The sequence below is a fragment of the Paracoccus actinidiae genome (assembly GCF_030863885.1).
Classification (GTDB): domain Bacteria; phylum Pseudomonadota; class Alphaproteobacteria; order Rhodobacterales; family Rhodobacteraceae; genus Paracoccus; species Paracoccus everestensis.
Genome location: NZ_CP132956.1, coordinates 931,391 through 950,992, shown reverse-complemented (window position 1 = coordinate 950,992; position 19,602 = coordinate 931,391). Strand labels below are relative to the sequence as shown.

Annotated in this window: 22 protein-coding genes; 17 read left to right on the top strand and 5 right to left on the bottom strand. The window is 67.5% G+C overall.

The window, feature by feature from the left end; all coding sequences use genetic code 11:
* Positions 1-8 precede the first annotated feature (8 nt).
* From Q5701_RS04835 to truA, 4 genes are all read left to right on the top strand, one after another.
* Complete coding sequence (locus tag Q5701_RS04835) at positions 9-1,166, top strand: 3-deoxy-D-manno-octulosonic acid transferase (RefSeq protein ID WP_306754052.1); 1,158 nt, start codon at positions 9-11, stop codon at positions 1,164-1,166.
* Entirely contained in the window at positions 1,163-2,149 is a 987-nt protein-coding gene (gene lpxK, locus Q5701_RS04830) for a tetraacyldisaccharide 4'-kinase (RefSeq protein ID WP_306754050.1), read from the top strand. The genes Q5701_RS04835 and lpxK overlap by 4 nt, the downstream gene beginning before the upstream one ends.
* Before the next feature lie 157 nt (positions 2,150-2,306).
* Entirely contained in the window at positions 2,307-3,266 is a 960-nt protein-coding gene (locus tag Q5701_RS04825; RefSeq protein WP_306754049.1) for a 5-bromo-4-chloroindolyl phosphate hydrolysis family protein, read from the top strand.
* Positions 3,267-3,273: 7 nt separating this feature from the next.
* A complete protein-coding gene (gene truA, locus Q5701_RS04820; protein ID WP_306754048.1) occupies positions 3,274-4,056 on the top strand; it encodes a tRNA pseudouridine(38-40) synthase TruA in 783 nt (260 codons plus the stop codon).
* Here truA and Q5701_RS04815 read toward each other — a convergent pair.
* Together Q5701_RS04815 and Q5701_RS04810 are read right to left on the bottom strand one after the other, a co-directional pair.
* The gene (locus Q5701_RS04815; protein WP_306754046.1) at positions 4,053-5,009 is read right to left on the bottom strand and encodes an NAD-dependent epimerase/dehydratase family protein; all 957 of its coding nucleotides are present in this window, start codon (positions 5,007-5,009) and stop codon (positions 4,053-4,055) included. The two genes, truA and Q5701_RS04815, sit on opposite strands and share 4 nt — an antisense overlap.
* Before the next feature lie 39 nt (positions 5,010-5,048).
* Positions 5,049-5,714, bottom strand: a complete 666-nt coding sequence (locus tag Q5701_RS04810; RefSeq protein WP_373568646.1) for a sugar transferase — start codon at positions 5,712-5,714, stop codon at positions 5,049-5,051.
* A 221-nt stretch (positions 5,715-5,935) separates the two neighbouring features.
* On the opposite strand from Q5701_RS04810, the gene Q5701_RS04805 reads away from it, so the two are divergent.
* The 10 genes from Q5701_RS04805 (at position 5,936) to Q5701_RS04760 (ending at position 14,182) form a co-directional block, all read left to right on the top strand.
* Positions 5,936-6,391, top strand: coding sequence for a universal stress protein (locus Q5701_RS04805; protein WP_306754044.1), 456 nt, complete (start codon positions 5,936-5,938; stop codon positions 6,389-6,391).
* 62 nt (positions 6,392-6,453) lie between these two features.
* Positions 6,454-7,011, top strand: a complete 558-nt coding sequence (locus Q5701_RS04800; RefSeq protein WP_234853905.1) for a NifU family protein — start codon at positions 6,454-6,456, stop codon at positions 7,009-7,011.
* Positions 7,004-7,591 (top strand): tRNA (adenosine(37)-N6)-threonylcarbamoyltransferase complex dimerization subunit type 1 TsaB, encoded by a 588-nt coding sequence (gene tsaB, locus Q5701_RS04795; RefSeq protein WP_306754043.1) that lies wholly within the window; start codon positions 7,004-7,006, stop codon positions 7,589-7,591. The genes Q5701_RS04800 and tsaB overlap by 8 nt, the downstream gene beginning before the upstream one ends.
* Positions 7,588-8,007 (top strand): ribosomal protein S18-alanine N-acetyltransferase, encoded by a 420-nt coding sequence (gene rimI, locus Q5701_RS04790; RefSeq protein ID WP_306754042.1) that lies wholly within the window; start codon positions 7,588-7,590, stop codon positions 8,005-8,007. The genes tsaB and rimI overlap by 4 nt, the downstream gene beginning before the upstream one ends.
* 81 nt (positions 8,008-8,088) lie before the next feature.
* Positions 8,089-9,072 carry a BMP family lipoprotein gene (locus Q5701_RS04785; protein WP_234853908.1) on the top strand — a complete coding sequence of 328 codons (984 nt, stop codon included), beginning with the start codon at positions 8,089-8,091 and terminating at the stop codon, positions 9,070-9,072.
* Positions 9,073-9,081: 9 nt separating this feature from the next.
* On the top strand, positions 9,082-10,683 hold the full coding sequence (locus tag Q5701_RS04780; protein ID WP_306754041.1) for an ABC transporter ATP-binding protein: 1,602 nt from the start codon (positions 9,082-9,084) through the stop codon (positions 10,681-10,683).
* Positions 10,684-11,247: a hypothetical protein gene (locus tag Q5701_RS04775; protein ID WP_306754040.1), complete on the top strand. Its 564-nt coding sequence runs from the start codon at positions 10,684-10,686 to the stop codon at positions 11,245-11,247. It begins immediately after the preceding gene.
* A 4-nt stretch (positions 11,248-11,251) separates the two neighbouring features.
* The gene (locus Q5701_RS04770) at positions 11,252-12,346 is read left to right on the top strand and encodes an ABC transporter permease (RefSeq protein ID WP_306754039.1); all 1,095 of its coding nucleotides are present in this window, start codon (positions 11,252-11,254) and stop codon (positions 12,344-12,346) included.
* On the top strand, positions 12,346-13,398 hold the full coding sequence (locus Q5701_RS04765) for an ABC transporter permease (RefSeq protein WP_306754037.1): 1,053 nt from the start codon (positions 12,346-12,348) through the stop codon (positions 13,396-13,398). Before Q5701_RS04770 ends, Q5701_RS04765 begins: the two co-directional genes overlap by 1 nt.
* On the top strand, positions 13,382-14,182 hold the full coding sequence (locus tag Q5701_RS04760; RefSeq protein ID WP_306754036.1) for a purine-nucleoside phosphorylase: 801 nt from the start codon (positions 13,382-13,384) through the stop codon (positions 14,180-14,182). The genes Q5701_RS04765 and Q5701_RS04760 overlap by 17 nt, the downstream gene beginning before the upstream one ends.
* Before the next feature lie 63 nt (positions 14,183-14,245).
* Here Q5701_RS04760 and mnmH read toward each other — a convergent pair whose 3' ends face one another.
* Positions 14,246-15,295 (bottom strand): tRNA 2-selenouridine(34) synthase MnmH, encoded by a 1,050-nt coding sequence (mnmH, locus tag Q5701_RS04755; protein ID WP_306754035.1) that lies wholly within the window; start codon positions 15,293-15,295, stop codon positions 14,246-14,248.
* A 1-nt stretch (position 15,296) separates the two neighbouring features.
* Complete coding sequence (locus Q5701_RS04750) at positions 15,297-15,857, bottom strand: L,D-transpeptidase (RefSeq protein WP_234853915.1); 561 nt, start codon at positions 15,855-15,857, stop codon at positions 15,297-15,299.
* 139 nt (positions 15,858-15,996) lie between these two features.
* Here Q5701_RS04750 and Q5701_RS04745 point away from each other — a divergent pair, with 139 nt between their 5' ends.
* The 3 genes from Q5701_RS04745 to Q5701_RS04735 are packed head-to-tail and all read left to right on the top strand — an operon-like array spanning position 15,997 to position 19,137.
* Entirely contained in the window at positions 15,997-16,281 is a 285-nt protein-coding gene (locus tag Q5701_RS04745; RefSeq protein WP_306754034.1) for a hypothetical protein, read from the top strand.
* A complete protein-coding gene (locus Q5701_RS04740; protein WP_306754033.1) occupies positions 16,262-18,514 on the top strand; it encodes a heavy metal translocating P-type ATPase in 2,253 nt (750 codons plus the stop codon). The genes Q5701_RS04745 and Q5701_RS04740 overlap by 20 nt, the downstream gene beginning before the upstream one ends.
* A complete protein-coding gene (locus Q5701_RS04735; protein WP_306754031.1) occupies positions 18,511-19,137 on the top strand; it encodes an arylesterase in 627 nt (208 codons plus the stop codon). Before Q5701_RS04740 ends, Q5701_RS04735 begins: the two co-directional genes overlap by 4 nt.
* Here Q5701_RS04735 and Q5701_RS04730 read toward each other — a convergent pair.
* Positions 19,134-19,595 (bottom strand): copper chaperone PCu(A)C, encoded by a 462-nt coding sequence (locus tag Q5701_RS04730; protein ID WP_306754030.1) that lies wholly within the window; start codon positions 19,593-19,595, stop codon positions 19,134-19,136. The genes Q5701_RS04735 and Q5701_RS04730 overlap by 4 nt on opposite strands.
* Positions 19,596-19,602 lie beyond the last annotated feature (7 nt).

The following is a 19,602-nucleotide window of genomic DNA, read 5'->3' as shown; positions in this document are numbered from 1 at the left end:
CGCTGGCCATGATCAAGGTATCCGGCATCGGGCAGTTCGGCCTGTGGTTACAACGCCGCCGGGCCGTGCCCGACGATGCCCCCGCGCCCGAAATCCCGCAGGGCAGCGGCCCCTTGCTGCTGGTGCAGGTCGCGCCCGAAGCGCGGGCGGCCTTTGCCCAGGTGCAGCGCCGCCTGATGCGGGGACGCCCCGACCTGCGCATCCTGGACGCGGGCGATCCCGCCCCCGCCATGGCCGAGACGCTGATGGCCGCTGGTCCTGCCGCCGTCCTTTTGCTGGGATCGGACCTGCCCGCATCCCTGATCCTGGCGGCCAGCCGCCGGGGCCTGCCGGTCATCCTGGCCGAAGCGCGGCTTGCCCCCGAGGATACCGGCTGGACGCTGCGGGCCAGCGCGCGGCGCGAATTGCTGCGCCAGATGCGCGCGATCCTTGTGACCGACCCTGCCAGCCACTCCATCGCCCTGCGCATGGGCGCAGACCGCAGGCGCGTCGCCATGACCGGCCCGGTGGCCGAAATCCGCGATCCCCTGCCCTGTTCCGAGGCCGAGCGCAGCGTCATGGCCCAGTTGCTGCGGGGCCGCCATGCGTGGCTTGCAGCCTCGGTCCCCCCGGACGAGGAGGACGCGGTGCTGACCGCCCATCACGCGGCGCTTGCGCAATCGCACCGGGCGCTGCTGTTCCTGGCCCCGCGCGATCCCGACCGCATCGACCCCCTGGCCCAGGCGATCGAGGCCGGCGGCCTGACCGTCGCCCGCCGGTCCTGGGACGAGGATCCGACCGATGATGTCCATGTCATGCTGACCGACGGTCCGAGCGAAATGGGCTTGTGGTATCGCCTGGCCCCCGTCACCTACCTGGGCGGCACGCTGGGGGGTGACGATGCCGCGGCCCGCCATCCGTTCGAACCCGCCGCCCTGGGTTCCGCCATCGTCCATGGCCCCCATACGGACCGCTTTGCCACCGAATGGCAGCAGCTTGGCGGCGCGGGCGCCGCGCGGCAGGTCGCCACCCCCGAGGATCTGGCGGCGGCCATCGCCGAATTGTCCCAGCCCGACCTGATCGCAACGCTTGCCAGCAATGCCTGGACCGTCAGCACGGGCGGCGCGGACGTGACCATGCGCATCTGCGCCCCGGTCCTGGACGCCATCGGAAAGGCCACGCCATGAAACGCGCGCCCGTCTTCTGGTATCAGCGTCCGCCGACGCTCGCCGCACGTCTGTTGTCGCCGCTGGGCGCGGCCTATGCCCGTGCCACCGCCCGGCGGCTGGCGGGCGGCGCGCGGGCGCGGGTGGGCGTGCCGGTGATCTGCGTGGGCAACCTGAACGCAGGCGGCACCGGCAAGACGCCCACGGTGATCCACCTGCAACAGGCGCTGCAGACGCGCGGGATTGCCGCCCAGGTGGTGTCGCGCGGCTATGGCGGCAGCGCCACTGGCCCCCTTCGGGTCGAGGAAGCGCGCCATGAGGCCGCTCTGACCGGGGACGAGCCCTTGCTGATGGCGGCCTTCGGCCCGGTCTGGGTGGCCAGGGACCGGCTGGCGGGCGCACGGGCGGCGGTGGCCGATGGCGCAGGGGCGATCATCCTGGACGACGGGTTCCAGGATCCGGCCCTTGCCCACGACCTGTCGCTGGTCGTGGTCGATGCGGCCAAGGGCTTTGGCAACGGGTTCTGCATTCCGGCCGGTCCCTTGCGCGAACCCGTGGCGACAGGCCTTGCCCGCGCCGATCTGCTGTTGTCGGTCGGCCCCCCTGACGCGCAGGCCTGCTTTGCCGCCCCGCCGGGGGCACCGCCGCATCTGCGCGGGGCCTTGGCGCCCCTGCCCATGGGCATGGACTGGGGGGGCCATCGCGTCCTGGCCTTCGCAGGCATCGGCCACCCCGAGAAGTTCTTTGCCACCCTGGCCGGGCTTGGCGCCGATCTGGTCCGGGCCGAGGCGTTGGAGGATCACCAGCCCTTCACCCCCGCCTTGCTGACCCGGCTGGAGACCGAATCCCGGTTGCTGGGCGCCCAGCTTGTCACCACCGAAAAGGACGCGGCCCGCCTGCCCCGATCCTTCCGGCCCAAGGTGATGACCCTGCCCGTGCGCCTGGCCCTTGACGACCCCGCGCCGCTGGACCGGGCGCTTGACCGTCTGTTTCCGCGTGGCTGATCTTTGCAATCGGCCCGGCAATCCCGATATAGGGCAGGACGGGCCGTGATGGCCCAAGGGGAAAGGACAGGCATGTCGCGGAACGCCATCCAACGGCTGGGCTTTTATCTGCTGGTTCTGGTGACCCTTTATGCCTCGCTAGGGGCGGGATAGGGCCATGGCGAAACGCTTTGGCGGGCGGTTCTCGCCCGATGCCCTGGAGAACGGCAATCTGAATCCCATCCCGGACGCGCCGATCCGCCACCGGCTGGCCGGGCGCCCGAAATATGTAACCATGGCGGCGGTGCCGTTCCTGTTCAGCGCGTTTTTCCAGGATCCGGCAGGCATGGCCGCCAATCTTGCGGCCTTTGGCGTGATTGCCAGCGCCATGTGGATGACCCGCGAAGGACTTGCCGCCGAGGCCGCGTACGAGGTGCGCCGCGTCGCGCGCCGCCCGGCGATCCCGCGCAAGCTGTTCGGGGGCGTGCTGGCCGGGCTGGGCGTGGGGCTGGGGGTCGCGGAACCCGGCAGCCTGGCCGGCGCCGGGGCGGTGGGCGTGACGGGACTGGCGCTGCACTGGCTGGCCTTCGGGTCCGACCCGATGCGCGACAAGGGGATGGACGGGGTCGACGGCTTTCAGGGGGAACGCGCCCAGAAGATGATCGAGGAAGCCGAGGCCCATCTGGCCCAGATGCGCGACGCGATCCGCCAGTTGGGCGACCGCTGGCTGGACGCACGGATAAACCGTTTCGCCGCCACGGTCGAAGACCTGTTCGACCGCGTGCGCAGCAATCCCGGCGATCTGTCGGCCGCACGGCGATACCTGGGCGTTTACCTGATGGGCGCGCGCGATGCCTCGGTCAAGTTCGCGGATCTGTATCGCCAAACGCAGGATCCGGCGGTGCGGTCGTCCTATGAAACGTTCCTGGACGATCTGGAAAAGGATTTCAGCGCGAAGTCGCGGCGATTGCTGGAAGGCGACCGCACCGATCTGGACATCGAGATATCGGTCCTGCGCGACCGTTTGGCGCGGGAAGGCGTCCGGGCCAGCGAACCCGCGGCGCTCGAGCCGCCCCGGACCGAGGCCGCGCGCTTTCTGGACGACCTGCTCACCCCCGGCCAGGACAAGGTGCGCTGATCCGCCGATGCCGCGCTTTGCCCTGAAGATCGAATATGACGGGCGCCCCTTTGCCGGATGGCAGGCCCAGGCCGACCAGCCCTCGGTGCAAGGCGCAATCGAGGCCGCGCTGGCCCGCCTGGATCCCGGCTTTGCCGCAGGGGCGCGGATCGCGGCGGCCGGGCGCACCGATGCGGGCGTCCACGCCACAGCCCAGGTCGCCCATGCCGATCTGGCCCGCGACTGGGATCCGTTCCGCCTGGCCGAGGCGTTGAATTTCCACCTGAAACCCGCACCCGTGGCGGTGCTGGTTGCGGCCCGCGTTCCCGATGATTTCCACGCCCGCTTTTCCGCCGTCGAACGGCGATACCTGTTCCGCCTGCAGGCCCGCCGGGCGCCCGCGACCCATGATCGTGGCCTGGCCTGGCAGGTTCTGCACCCTCTGGACGCAGACGCCATGCGCAAGGGGGCCGCGCATCTGCGGGGCCGTCACGATTTCACGACCTTCCGATCCTCGATCTGCCAGGCGGCAAGCCCGGTCAAGACCTTGGATGACATCAGGATCGAGGAAACCCCCATCCCCCACGGGCGCGAATACCGATTTCACCTGCGGGCGCGGTCGTTCCTGCATAACCAGGTCCGGTCGATCGTGGGCACATTGGAGCGGGTCGGCGCGGGATCGTGGCCGCCAGACCGGGTGGCCGATGCCCTGGCCGCCCGTGACCGGTCGGAATGCGGCCCGGTCTGCCCGCCGCACGGGCTGTATCTGTGCGGTGTCGGCTATCCGCAGGATCCGTTTGAAAGCCCCTAGCGGCTGTCAGGGGCCGATCGCTCCGTCATCCACCGCCAAAGATCCGACAGCCCCTTGTCCACGTAAAATCGGGGCGTGAAGCCCAGTTCGTCGCGGGCTGCCTTGCCGCATCCGAGCGAAGCCTGAATATCCCCCGGTCGCGCCGGGACGTGAATATCGGCCGTCCGCGCCCTGCCGGACGCCGCATCGACTTTTTGCGCAAGTTCGGCCACGGTGGTGCCGGCACCCGTGCAGACATTGAAACGATGGGCGCCCGGCCGGCTGGCCGCAAGATCCCCTGCGTGCAGGATCGCACTGACAACATCCTGGACATGGACGAAGTCCCGCACCTGCGAGCCATCGCCCTGAATGGTATGGGGCAGATCGTGCAGGACATTCGAAAAGAACTTGGCAATCACCCCCGCATAAGGGGACGCGGGATCCTGCCCTGGGCCATAAGCATTGAAAAGCCGAAGACTGGCCGAGGGCAGGCCGCGGATATCCGCCATGGCCCCCAGATGATGTTCGCAAGCAAGCTTGTCCGCCCCATAAGGGGAAAGCGGCAACAAGGCGTCATCTTCGCGGCACGATGCCCCCGTCATGTTGCCGTACACCGCCGCGGTAGAGGTGAAGACCACCGGAATCCTGCGACGCTCGCTGGCCGCCAGGAAGACTGTAAGGGCGCCATCCAGGTTGACCCTGTGCGCATCCAGCCAGTCGTCTATGCAGGCCTGGACAGACACACGGGCAGCCAGGTGGTAAATGCCGTCCACCCCCGATGCCAGGTCGCGCACCAAAGGTCCGTCAAGGATGCTTCCCCGCACAAAGGATGCCTTTGCATGGATGTTTTCCGGCTTTCCCGTGGAAAGATCGTCCAGAACGACAACGTGGTTGCCTTGCCCAATCAGGCGGTCAACCAGGTGGGTTCCGATAAATCCAGCTCCTCCGGTAACAAGAACCTTGCGGGTGTTCATGCTATCGGGGCCAAACCATGCTCCATCGGCAGTTCAGGATCATTTCCGCCTGCGCGGCCGCCGGTTTTTCGAAAAGACCACGACCAATGTCTGCCACATGATCCAGATATCAAGGGCCATTGTCCGGTTTTTCTGGTATATCAGGTCTATCTTCAACTTCGTGGGCAGGCAGCGCCTTTGATAGGCGGTCTCGGTTTCCTCGGCGCTGCGGCACCTGGCCAGGATACTGCCCTCGTGCTGATGATAGATCAGCGTGGCCAGCCCCGTCACACCGGGGCGGTTTCGCAGAACCTGCCCATAAACGGCGGGAAAGCGTTCGGCATATTCACGGATGGTCGGGCGCGGCCCGACAAAGCTCATGTCGCCGGACAGGATGTTGAACAACTGCGGCATCTCGTCGATCCGGGTGCGGCGCAGGAAATGTCCAAGCGGCGTTATGCGCCAGTTCTTGTGGGCGCCCGTCACCCCGAAATCGCCGTCCTGCTGCATCATCGTGCGGAACTTCAGATGCATGAAGGTCCGGTTCGGCGAACTCATGCGCGGCGCGGCATAAAAGATGGGTCTGCCTTGAACGATCAACAGTACAAGCGCAACAAACGCCATGATGAACGACAAGGGGACAAGCAGAAGCAGGGCCAGCGTGACATCGAACAAACGCTTGCGCCGGGGCAATGGCTTGATGCCCGCCGCCCTCGCCTCATGCATGAGCCAGGTTAAGCTGGTGGCCGGAACATATGCTGCTTCGCCCTTGTCCCAGTCATGGTGGATCGTCACGATACCTGCCCTGCAACAACTCGTTCTTCGCTGTCGGGTAGCATATCGACGAAAGCATGGAAACCGTGGCAGCGCCAATCTGCCGAATGACTTGCGCGACCATGGCAAAGGGGCCACTGTCTGGCCGGAAAAGGGCAATTCGAAGGCGGGTGATGCGGAAATTTCTTGTCATGCTGGACGACAGCCGGGAATGCCTGAACGCGATGCGCTTTGCGGCCATGCGCGCGTCCAATTCCGGGGGCGCGGTGACGGTGCTGGCGGTCATCCCCCCGAATGAAATCCAGCACGGCTTCGGCGTGGCCGAAGTGATGCGCGCCGAGGCCTACGAACGGATCGAGGCGCATTTCGAAGTTTTCGCCAAGTGGATGAGAATGCGGCCGAAAGTGGAACCGGAACTGATCATCCGCGAGGGCGATCCGGCCGAGGAACTGCTGGCCTATCTGGCCCAAGACCCCGAGGTGGGCATTGTCGCGATGGGCCTGGGATCGGACCGGTCGGTCCAGAACCCGGTGCTGACGCGCCTGTTGCGCGATGCGGCGACCCTGCCCTGCCCGATCACCATCGTACCCGCCGATATCTCGAAGGAACGGCTGGAAGCGATCACCTGACCCCCGCCCTGCTTGACCTGCAGGCCCCGCGTCGCCATATCCGTTCCAAAGGAGCCTTGGCCATGTTCATCCAGACAGAAACCACACCGAACCCTGCGACGTTGAAGTTCCTTCCCGGCGACATCGTGCTGGACAACGGCACCGCCGACTTTCCCGCCCCCGACACCGCCGCCAAGTCGCCCTTGGCGCAGCGCATCTTTGCCGTGGGCGGCGTGACGGGCGTTTTCCTGGGCCGTGACTTCGTGACCGTGACCAAGGCCGATGACCAGCCCTGGGATCACCTGAAGCCCTCGATCCTGGGCGCGATCATGGAACATTTCCAGTCAGGCGCCCCATCGGTCGAAGGCAAGGCGGAACAATCTGGCCATGCCAGCCATGACGGTCCCGATTCGGAAATCGTGGTCCAGATCAAGGAACTGCTGGACACCCGCGTCCGCCCGGCGGTCGCCCAGGACGGTGGCGACATCACCTTCCACGGTTTCGACCGGGGTGTCGTCTATCTGCATATGCAGGGCGCCTGCGCGGGTTGCCCGTCGTCCACCCTGACGCTGAAGATGGGGATCGAGAACCTGCTGCGCCATTACATCCCCGAGGTGGTCGAGGTCCGGCCGGTTGCCTGATTCCCTTGCCTTGGGCTTTGACACATCGGCCGCGCATTGCGCGGCCGCTTTGTTGCGGGGCGACACCGTTCTGGCGCATCTGTCCGAGGAGATGACCAAGGGCCAGGCCGAACGGCTGTTTCCGCTGCTGGAAGAGCTTCTGGCCCAAACCGGCCTGGCGTGGCGGGATCTGAACGTGATCGGCGTGGGCATCGGGCCGGGGAACTTTACCGGCATCCGCATTGCGGTCGCGGCCGCGCGCGGGTTGGCACTGTCGCTTGGCATTCCTGCCGTGGGCGTGACCACGACAGATGCGGCGGCCCATGGCCTGCCCCGCCCCTGCCGCATCGTTCTGCCGCTGCGGGCGGACCAGGTGGTGTGGCAGGACTTTGGCAGGGGCGAAACCCAGCCTGGGCAGGCCACGCAGGATTCCCTGCCGCCCGGCCTCGCGCCCGCTCTGCCGGTGGTCCAGCCTGCGGTGGCCATTGCGCGCATCGCCTTGGCCCGCCGCGCTGACCCCGGCCCGCGCCCGGCGCCCTTGTATCTGCGCCCGGCCGATGCCGCCCCTGCGCGGGACGTGGCACCCTTGATCCTGCCGTGACGCCAGACCGGCTTGCGGCGCTGCACGCGCGCTGCTTCACCCGCCCCCGGCCCTGGACGGTGGCCGAGTTTGCGGATCTGCTGGCCAGTCCCCATGCCTTCCTGCTGACCCGCCCGGACGGTTTCCTGCTGGGACGCCTTGTTGTTGACGAAGCCGAGGTGCTGACCCTGGCCGTGGCCCCGCAATCCCGCCGACAGGGCATCGCACGCGACCTGATGGACGATTTTGCCGCCACGTCACGGGACCGGGGGGCAACCCGCGCCTTTCTGGAGGTCGCCGCCGACAATGCCCCCGCCCAAGCCCTTTATCATGGGACAGGCTGGCAGGAATCCGGCCGCAGGCGGCGGTATTATGGGCCCGATCTTGACGCCATTGTCATGGCCTTGACCCTGGAACCCGTCCAACAAGGCGGTTGACCGGCAGGGGGCGATGCGCCCTAATCGGGGCCATCACGCGGGCGGCTTGAATCGCGCGCAACAACAGGATGAGGTTTCCTTATGTCCCTGACGAAATCGCTGCTTGCGGGCGTGGCGCTGACGGCATTGACGGGCGCTGCGGCCCTGGCCGAACCGGCGCTGATCTTCGACCTTGGCGGCAAGTTCGACAAGTCCTTCAACGAGGCGGCCTTCACCGGCGCGCAACGCTGGGCCGAGGAAACCGGCGGCACCTACAAGGAACTGGAAATGCAGTCCGAGGCGCAGCGTGAACAGGCGCTCCGCCGCCTGGCTGAAACGGGTGCCAACCCCATCGTGATGACCGGCTTCGCCTTTGGCGACGTGCTGAACCAGGTTGCCCCCGATTACCCCGATACCCAGTTCGCCATCATCGACATGGTGGTGGAACAGCCCAACGTCCAGTCGATCGTCTTTACCGAGGAACAGGGCAGCTATCTGGCCGGGATCATGGCGGCGCAGGCGTCGAAATCCGGCACCGTGGGCTTTATCGGCGGCATGGACATCCCGCTGATCCACAAGTTCGAATGCGGCTTTGCCCAGGGCTTCAAGGCCGCCAAGCCTGACGGAACCGTCCTGATCAACTATACCGGCACCACCCCCGCCGCCTGGAACGACCCGGTCAAAGGGGGCGAGCTTGCCAAGGCCCAGATCAGCCAGGGCGCCGACGTGATCTATGCGGCGGCGGGCGGCACCGGCATCGGCATCCTGCAAGCCGCCGCCGACGAAGGGATCCTGTCGGTTGGCGTGGACAGCAACCAAAACCACCTGCATCCGGGCAAGGTGCTGACCTCGATGGTGAAACGCGTGGACACGGCGGTTTATGACGCCTTCAAGAACGGCGTCGAGCCGGGCGTCAAGGTTCTGGACCTCAAGGCCGAGGGCGTGGACGTGGCCATTGATGACAACAACAAGCCGCTGATCACGCCGGAAATGCAGGCCGCCGTGGATGAGGCGCGCGCGGGGATCGTCGGCGGGGAAATCGCGGTCCATGACTACATGACCGACAACGCCTGCCCGGTCCAGTAGGTGGCGGCGATGGCGCAGACACAGGGGCGGCCCGGAACGGCCGCCCCTGCGGCGATTGAACTGCGCGGCATTTCCAAGGCTTTCGGCCCCGTGCAGGCCAACCGCGACATCCACCTGCGCGTGGAACGCGGCACGATCCATGGCATCATCGGTGAAAACGGCGCGGGCAAATCGACGCTGATGTCGATCCTCTACGGCTTCTACAAGCCCGACGCGGGCGAGATTCTGGTGGGCGGCCGTCCCCTGACCATCACCGACAGCCAGACCGCGATCCGTGCGGGCATCGGCATGGTGTTCCAGCACTTCAAGCTGGTGCAGAACTTCACCGTTCTGGAAAACATCATCCTGGGGGCCGAGGAAGGGCGGTTGCTGCGCCCGTCGCTGTCCAAGGCGCGCGGCGTCCTGCGGCAACTGGCGCAGGATTACGAACTGAACGTCGATCCCGATACCCGCATCGAAGACCTGTCGGTCGGACACCAGCAGCGGGTGGAGATCCTCAAGGCGCTGTATCGCCAGGCCGACATCCTGATCCTGGACGAACCGACGGGCGTCTTGACCCCGGCCGAGGCCGACCACCTGTTCCGCATCCTGGAAGGCCTGCGGGCCGAGGGCAAGACGATCATCCTGATCACCCACAAGCTGCGCGAGATCATGGAGATCACCGACACCGTATCCGTCATGCGGCGAGGAGAGATGGTGGCGTCCGTCAGGACGGCGGAAACCAGCCCCGAACAGCTTGCCGAACTGATGGTGGGCCGCAAGGTCTTGCTGAACGTGCAGAAGGCGCCAGCGACACCCGGCAAGTCGGTCCTGGAAATCCGCAGCCTGCGCATGGTGGATACGGCGGGCGTCGAACGGCTGCGCGGCATTGATTTGGACATCCGGGCGGGAGAGATTCTGGGGATCGCGGGCGTGTCCGGCAACGGGCAGACCCAGCTTCTGGAAATCATGGGCGGATATCCCGAAAAGGGCAGCACGCTGTCGGGCGAGGTCCGCGTGAACGGCGCCCCCCTTCCCCTTGGCGGCACCGCCTGCAACGCCGCCGAACGCCGCCGCCAAGGCATCGGCCACATCCCCGAGGATCGCCAGGCCGAAGGCCTGATCATGGATTTCGCGGCTTGGGAGAACGTGGCCTTCGGATACCACGACGCACCGGAATACGGTCGCGGCCCGCTGATGGACCGCGACGCCATCCGCCGCGATGCCGAGGGCAAGATCGCCCGCTTCGACGTCCGCCCGCCCAGTTGCGATCTGGCCGCACGCAACTTTTCCGGCGGCAACCAGCAGAAGATCGTCGTCGCCCGGGAAATCGAGCGCAACCCAGACCTGCTTCTGATCGGCCAGCCCACGCGCGGCGTTGACATCGGCGCGATCGAATTCATCCACAAGCGCATCGTGGAACTGCGCGACGCGGGCAAGGCGATCCTGTTGGTATCCGTCGAACTGGACGAGATCCTGTCGCTGTCCGACCGCATCGCGGTGATGTTCGACGGCCGCATCATGGGCGAACGCCTGCCCGGCCAGACGACGACGGGCGACCTGGGCCTGTTGATGGCGGGCGTTGACGCCGATGCCGACCCCCAGACCCACGACCTTTCCCGGGAAATGTGAATGACGCCTGCCCGTATCGCCCGCCTTTTGTCCTTTCTCCTCGCTGCCGGATGCAGCACCGTGCCGATGCCCCGGATGCCCAAGATGGACATCTGGCCCGATGGCGCGGCGCCCGACCGCCTGGTCATGGCGGCCGAGGCCCGCGCCCAGACCCGCGCCCGCAACCCGGACGGCAGCTGGGCCGTGGCGGATCCGATCAAGGGGTCAGATTACCAGAAGGATTTTGGGTGGAATTGCGTGACCGATGCGCGCGGCACCGCCTGCGCGGACCATGCCCCGGTGGAAATGCCCGCCGGGGCCGCAACCGCGCCCCAGGTCACGGGCCGCGTCGCCATCGCCTTTGCCGCGCTGTCAGACGGCAGCCGCTGCACCGGAGAGGCGCGCCAGGGCCAGTCACGGTCCGATGAAAACCTGCTGGCCGTGCGCGGCTATCCCGGCGCGGGCGGCGCGGTCCCCCGTGCCCGCAGCCTGGCCCGCATGGCGGGCAACGGCGATGCGATCGGCTGGGACCAGATCGCCGATGCCCGCAGCTTTCTGGCGCTGTGTCACGGCATGAGGCGCTAGGCCGATGGAAAAGATGCCGAAATGGGCCGATCTGATCCTGACACCGCTGATCTCGCTGGTGCTGGCGATGGCGATTTCGGCGCTTGTGATCCTGGCCATCGGCGAAAGCCCGGTCGAGGCGCTGACGACGATGATCGACGGGGCGCTCGGCTCCAGCTATGGCTGGGGCTTCACGCTCTATTATGCGACGAACTTCATCTTCACCGGGCTTGCGGTGATGGTAGCCTATCACGCCAGCCTGTTCAACATCGGCGGCGAAGGACAGGCCGCCATGGGGGGCTTGGGCGTGGCCCTGGCGCTGCTGCTTCTGCCCTTGCCGCATTGGGCGCTTGCCCTGCCCGCCGCGATGGTGGGCGCGGCGCTGTTCGGGGCGGCCTGGGCGCTGATCCCTGCCTGGCTTCAGGCGAAACGCGGCAGCCATATCGTGATCACCACGATCATGTTCAACTTCATCGCCGCCGCCGCGCTGAATTACATCCTGGTGAACCTGCTGCGCCCGGTGGGCAGCATGGACCCGGCCTCGGCCCGCTTTCCCAACGAAACGCACCTGCCCCAGCTGTCCGACATGGCGCTGAGCTTTGGTTTCGAATGGGGCAAGAACACGCCCGTCAACATCAGCTTCTTCGTGGCCGTGATCGCCTGCGTTCTGGTCTGGCTGCTGATCTGGCGGTCGCGCCTGGGATTTGAAATCCGCGCCTTTGGCAAATCCGAACCCGCCGCCCTTTATGCGGGCATCAATCCGGTCCGCATCACGGTGATCGCCATGCTCATATCCGGCGGGCTGGCCGGGATGATGGCCATCAACAGTGTCATGGGAGAGGCGGAGCGCCTGGTCCTGAACGCGGTCGAGGGCGCGGGCTTCATCGGCATCGCCGTGGCGCTCATGGGCCGCAACCATCCGCTGGGCGTGTTCCTGGCAGCCCTGCTGTTCGGGTTCCTGTATCAAGGCGGGGGCGAACTGGCGTTGTGGACCAGCATCCCGCGCGAGTTGATCATCGTGATCCAGGCGCTTGTGATCCTGTTCACGGGCGCCTTGGACAACATGGTGCGGATGCCCCTTGAACGGATGTTCATGGCGATGCGGAAAAGGGGCGCGTGATGGATCTGAACACCGTCCTGCAAATCCTCGACAGCGCGGTGCGGCTGATGACGCCCTTGCTGCTGGCCTGCTTGGCGGGGCTTTATTCCGAACGCGCCGGGGTCTTCGACATCGGGCTGGAAGGCAAGATGCTGATGGCCGCATTCAGCGCCGCCACCGTGGCCGCGCTGACCGGCAATGTCTGGCTGGGCGCCTGCGCAGGGCTTCTGGGCGCGCTGATGCTGTCGGCGATCCATGGCATCGCCTCGATCACCTTCCGGGGCAACCAGTTGATCTCGGGCGTGGCGATCAACTTCCTCGCCTCGGGGCTGACGGTGCTGCTGGGGCAAAAAATCTTCGGCCTGGGCGGGCGCACCCCCAGCCTGACGCCGGGGGCCGAACTGGATGCGCAGGTTTCCCCCTTCCACACCTGGCTGTCGGGCGTGACCGGACCGGACGGCGCGTCGGCCTTGACGGCCACCCCGCGCTTTGGCGAAATCACCCTGCCCCTGGCCGAGACGCTGCGGGGCGTGCCGGTCATCGGCCCGCTTTATGCCGAGGTGATATCAGGCCACACGATCCTGGTCTATGTGGCCTTCCTGATGGTGCCGCTGACCTGGTGGGTGCTGTATCGCACGCGCTTCGGCCTGCGCCTGCGGGCGGTGGGGGAAAACCCCGCCTCGGTCGATACGGCGGGTGTGTCGGTGACGCGGCTGCGCTTTGCCGCAGTCGCCATTGCCGGGCTGCTCTGCGGGCTGGCGGGGGCCTATCTGGCGACCGGGCTGTCGGCGGGCTTTGTCAAGGAAATGACCGCCGGGCGCGGCTTTATCGCCCTGGCGGCGCTGATCTTCGCCAAGTGGCGGCCGTGGGGCGCGCTTGGGGCGACCTTCCTCTTCGGTCTGCTGGAGGCCATCGCCAACCGTTATCCGAACCTGGATCTGGGCGTGATCACCGTGCCGTCGATGTTCATGAACGCCCTGCCCTATATCCTGACCGTCATCATCCTTGCCGGTTTCGTCGGCCGCGCCATTCCGCCCCGCGCCGGAGGAGAACCCTATGTCAAAGAGCGTTGAGCTGGCCCGCCTGATCCGGGATCGCGCGGGCGACCAGCCGCCGGAATACGGGCTGATCCTGGGATCGGGCCTGGGGCACCTGTCCGGCACGGTGGACGGGGTGGCGATCCCCTATGACGACCTGCCGGGCTTTCCCCATGCGGGCGTGTCGGGCCATATGCCGCAACTGGTGATCGGCCAGTTGGAAGGCCGCCGCGTTGCGGTCTTTGGCGGCAGGTCGCATTACTACGAATCGGGGCGGGCCGATGCCATGCGGCTTCCGCTGGAAACGCTGGCCGCCCTTGGAACCGACAAGCTGCTCCTGACCAACGCCGCCGGATCGCTGCGCCCCGACATCCCGCCGGGCGACCTGATGCTGCTGGACGACCACATCGCCTTCGCCGGCACCAATCCCCTGATCGGAGAGCCGACCGACGCCCGCTTCGTCCCCATGACCGACGCCCATGACGCGCGCCTGCGCGCCGCCCTGACCCAGGCCGCCCAAGCCGAGGGAACCAAGCTTCCGGGTGGCGTCTATTGCTGGTTCTCTGGCCCCAGCTTCGAAACCCCGGCCGAGATCCGTGCCGCGAAAATCCTCGGCGCCGATGCCGTCGGGATGTCCACCGTCCCGGAAATCATCCTGGCCCGCTTTCTGGGGCTTCGTTGCGCTGCCATTTCGGTCATCACCAACATGGGCGCGGGCCTGTCCGACGAATCCATCAGTCACGACCACACCAAGGCCATGGCCCCTTTGGGCGCGGCCAAACTGGAACGCATCCTGCGCCGCTTCCTGCGCGACGCCTGACGTTTCTTCTTCACTCAAATATCCCCGCCGGAGGCTCCTGCCCCGGCAACCTGCGGCAAGGCTTCAGGTCAGGCGCGCCAGTGCCGCCTCGACCTGTGCCGCGGCCGCGTCCAGATCATGCAGGGCATCAAGCACGACGACCGCCCGTTCACGCTCGGCGTAGCGCAGGCGGTGCCTCAGATAGCGCGGGTCGTAATGATCGCGCAGCAACCCTTCGGCCAGACCGCGCCAGTCCTGCGCGGCAACGGCGGCGCGCCAGCCTTCGATCCGCTCGGCGGGATGGAGGGGTGACAGCGCGGAAACGATCGTCTCGACCCGAGCGGGATCGTCCACCATGTCGCCATAGGTCGCGGCTGTGTAACCCGCCCGCGCCGCAACCGGCACGTCCAGCCGCAGCCGGGGTGCGGCGCAGATCGCCTGCCACAAGGATTTCGGCACCACGATATCGCCGATGCGGCTGCTTTCGGCCTCGACGACGACGGGGCGGGACGGGTCCAGCCCTTCCAGGACGACCGCCAGGCGCCCCTCGAACAGCTTCTGGCTGGGCTGGCCCTGGGGCTGCCCGCCGAACAGGCTGCCCCGATGGTTCGCCAGGCCTTCCAGGTCGATCACCTGCCAGCCTCGCTTGGCCAGCCGCGCCAGGATTGCGGTCTTGGCGCTGCCGGTATTGCCGTCCAGCACGATCACCGGGGCGGGAACGGGCCGGTTCTGCACCCGGTCCACCACAAGCGCGCGCCATGCCTTGTAGCCGCCCTCGATCCGGTCCACCCTCCAGCCGATCTGCGACAGGATCGTGGCAAAGCTGCCCGACCGCTGCCCGCCGCGCCAGCAATAAACCAACCCGCGCCAGCTTCCGTCACGGTCCGCCAAGGGCCCGGCAATATGGCGCGCGGCATTGGCGGCAACCATGGCGCCGCCCAGCTTGCGCGCATCGAAAGGTGAAACCTGCTTGTAGATCGTGCCCACCCGCGCCCGTTCACCGTCGTCCAGCACGGGCAGGTTGATCGCGCCGGGCAGGTGATCCTCGGCATATTCCAAGGGCGATCTGACATCAACGATGTCATCGAACCCCGCCAGCGCGGGATCCGACAGGCGCGTCAGCGTCAGGGCCAAGTCAGTAGACGTAGACCGGCGCCCCGATCGGAACCTGGTCATACAGCGCCATCACCGCCTCGTTGCGCATCCGCAGACAGCCGTTCGACACGGCCCGGCCGATGGAGCCCGGTTCGGTCGTGCCATGGATGCGGATCGCGGTGTCCTGGCCTTGGGCGTTATACAGATACAGCGCCCGCGCCCCCAGCGGGTTCTGCGGCCCGCCCGGCATCCCGTTGGCCCATTTGGCGTATTGCTGCGGCTTGCGCTTGATCATGTCTTGCGTGGGCGTCCAGGACGGCCATTCGACCTTGCGGCCCACGGTGGCGCGGCCCTTCCAGACCAGCTCGGCCGTGCCCACGGCCACGCCATAGCGGACCGCCCGGCCCGGCGCGATGACGTGATACAGGAAGAAGTCCTTGCTGACCACGACGATGCTGCCGACCTCGAAATCCTCGCGGATGGCAACCTCGGTCGGGGCATAGGGATCGCGGGCCGCTTCTTGTGCGAACACCAGCGAGGGGGCGAAATAGGCGGCGGCCATCAGCGGCACGGCCAACGACATAAGCTCACGGCGGTTCATGGTGATCCTGTCAATCTCGTGTTCTTCTGCTCTGGCAACGCGCATAGCAAGGGTAAGGTCCATCTGGCAACTCACGACGACGTATCAAAGGCTGGAAATAGGCCTTGACCCAGGGCTGCCGCAGACACATCTGCGAACTATGGTTCCCGTCACGCCCCCCTGCTGCCATGCCAAGCGCCGTCCCCTGCGGCGGCCCGCGCATCTGTGCCGGGGCCAAGGCGACCGCGCCTGCCGCTGTCACCAGGAGGCGCGCGTGACCAATGCCCGGCCCCGGCACGCACCGCGCACCGACCCGCGCGCGCTGATCGCCGCGCAATTCCCGCGACAGGCCCCCAGGCGCCCGCAGGCGCCGCCCCGTTTCCTGATCCCGTCCTGCACCCTTCGCACGATCTCAGGAAACCGTCATGACCGTTCAATCCGCTGACCTGCCCGTTCCGGGCAACCCGTCCGACCTGATCACCACTCGCCTGTCCATCCAGGGGATGAGCTGCGCCGCCTGTTCGGGCCGCGTCTCGCGCGCGCTGTCCGCCCGTCCCGGCGTGGCGGATGCGCAGGTCAACCTGCTGGCCGGCACCGCCAGCATCCGCCACGAACCCACCCTGTCGGCCGCCGACCTGGCCCAGGCCGTGACCAGGCTGGGCTATCCGGCAGCCATCCCGAAAGAAGCCACGCCCGTCCGGACGGAAAGCGAGGCCGCGACGCTGCAGCGCGCCTTCTTGGCCGCCCTCGCCCTGACCCTGCCGGTTTTTGTGGCCGAAATGGGCGGCCATCTGATCCCCGGCTTTCACCACTGGCTGCATGGCCTTGTCGGCACCGCGCCGCTGAACTGGATGCAGATGATCCTGACCGCCGCCGTGCTTGCCGGGCCGGGCCGACGGTTCTTTGCGACAGGCATCCCGGCCCTGCTGCGCGGCGGCCCTGAAATGAACAGCCTTGTGGCGCTCGGGTCCGGGGCGGCGTTCCTGTATTCGGCGGTCGTGGTGCTGGCCCCCGGCTTGATCCCGCCCGCATCCCGCCATGTCTATTTCGAGGCTGCGGCGGTGATCGTCACCCTGATCCTCATGGGCCGCTGGCTCGAGGCGCGGGCCAAGGGCCAGGCAGGCGCCGCGATCCGCGCCCTGATCGAACTGGCGCCCGACCGCGCCACTGTCCTGCGCGACGGGAAGCCCGTTCCCATGGCTGTCGCCGATCTGTGGCCGGGCGATCTGGTCCTGCTGGCACCGGGCGAACGCGTGGCCGTCGATGGCATCGTGACCGAAGGACGGGGCCATATCGACGAAGCCATGCTGACCGGGGAACCCGTGCCTGCCGAGAAATCCCCCGGCGATCCCGTCACAGGCGGCACGGTGAACGGCAGCGCCGCGCTGACCTATCGCGTCACGGCCACTGGATCGGACACCACCCTGTCCCGCATCGTCGCCATGGTGGAAGGGGCGCAGAACGCCCGCCTGCCGGTGCAGGCCCTGGTGGACCGGATCACCCGCGTCTTCGTGCCCGTGGTGATCGGGCTGGCCGCCCTGACGGTCCTGTTGTGGCTGGTCTTCGGTCCCGACCTGGCCCACGCGGTCGTGGCAGGCGTGGCCGTGCTGATCATCGCCTGCCCCTGCGCGATGGGCTTGGCGGTTCCGGTCTCGATCATGGTCGGCACCGGCAGGGGCGCGCAACTGGGCGTGCTGTTCCGCCGGGGCGAGGCCTTGCAGCGCCTGTCGAACGCCCGACTGATCGGCTTTGACAAGACCGGCACCCTGACGTGCGGGCATCCCGAACTGGTTGCGGTCCATGTGGACGGCATTTCCGAAGACGACGCCCTGCGCCTTGCCGCGGGTGCCGAGGCGCGGTCGGAACACCCCCTGGGCGCGGCCATCGTCGCGGGCGCGGTGGCGCGCGGTCTGGATCTGCCGCCCGCGGCCGAGGTCCGGGCCACGGCGGGGCGCGGTCTTACGGGCCTGGTCCAGGGGCACCGCCTGCTGATCGGCAATCTTTCCGCGCTGGCCGAAAACGGCATCGACGCGGCCCCCGGCCTGCGCAATGCCGCCGAAGACATGGCCCGCCAAGGCGCCACCCCGGTTCATCTGGCTGTCGATGACCGCCATGTTGCCAGCTTTGCCCTGGCCGACCGGATCCGCGACGAGGCGCCGGACACCATCGCCACTTTGCACCGCATGGGCCTGAAAACCGCCATGCTGTCGGGCGACGTTCCTGCCACGGCCCAGGCTGTGGCCGTGCAGCTTGGCATCGACCATGTGCAGGCGGGCCTGATGCCCGGAGACAAGCTGACCGCGATCCGCGACATGGGCGCGGGATCGGTCTTCGTGGGCGACGGCATCAATGACGCACCCGCCCTTGCCGCCGCCGAAACCGGTATCGCCATCGGCACCGGCACCAGCATTGCCATCGAATCGGCCGATCTGGTGCTGATGTCGGGCGACCTGGGGGGCGTGCCGCGCGCCATCCGCCTGTCGCGCGCAGTGATGCGCAACATCCGCCAGAACCTGTTCTGGGCCTTTGCCTATAACACCGCACTGATTCCGATCGCCATGGGGGTGCTGGTGCCGTTCGGCGGGCCGCAGTTGTCCCCCATGCTGGGGGCTGGGGCCATGGCGCTGTCGTCGGTCTGCGTGGTAGGCAACGCCTTGCGGCTGCGGGGTGTGCGATGATCGGGCGCCGCGGGCTGCTGGCCGGGACGGGCGCCATGGCCCTGGCAGGCGCCGCCCCGCCGCGCCCGCGCGTGCTGGCCTTTGGGGACAGCCTGTTTGCGGGCTATGGCGTGGCGCGGGGCGCGGGAATGGTGCCGCAGTTGCAGGCATGGCTGGATCGCCACGGCCCCCCGGCACAGATGGTCCCGGCGGCGCTGTCGGGCGACACCACCTATGGCGGGCGCGTGCGGATCGGGCTGTCGCTGGGCCGCCACCGCCCCGATGCGGTCATCGTTGAACTGGGTGGCAACGACATGCTGCTGGGCTGGTCCGCCGCGCGGGCCGAGGCGAACCTGGACGCGATCCTGGCCCAGGCCGGTCAGGGCGGGCGCCCGCTGTTGCTGGTCGGCTTGAACCCTATCCCGGGCGAGCAGGCCTGGCGGCAAGCGTGGCGGGCGATCTGGCCGCGCCTGGCGGAACGTCACGGTGCGGTGCTGCTGCCCAGCCTTTACGCGCCCATCGCAGCCCTGCCCAAGGCGGATCACCGCAGCTATCTGCTGGCCGACGGCGTCCATCCGAACGCCGCGGGCATCAGGCTGATGGCCGCGGCGCTTGGACCGAAGGTTCAGCAGATGCTGGGCTAGTGGCCCTTGTGGGCGGCAGTTGCCTCGGCCTCAGCGGCGCGGTCGTTGTCCACCGCAGCCTCGACCTGCTGGGTGCCGCAATCGCCGAAATCGAGCGTCAGGGCAATGCTGTCGCCCTGGGCCAAGGGCGAGGTCAGCCCCATCAGCATCACATGGTCGCCGCCGCGCGCCAGCGCGTGTTCGCCGCCTGCGGGAATAACGATGCCGCCCTCGATCTTCTGCATCTTCATCACGCCGTCGGCCTCGGCATGGGTGTGCAGTTCGACCATCTCGGCGGCGCTTGATGAAACGCCGGTCAGGCGGCATTCCACCTTGCGGTGGTTTTCGACCACCAGGAAAACTGCGCCCGTCTGCGCATTGGCGCTGCGGGCATAGGCGTCGCGGATGGCCAGCCCGTCATGTGCGAACGCGGCAACAGGGATAAGGGCCGCGGTTGCGGCAAGAATGATGCGGATCATGATTTCG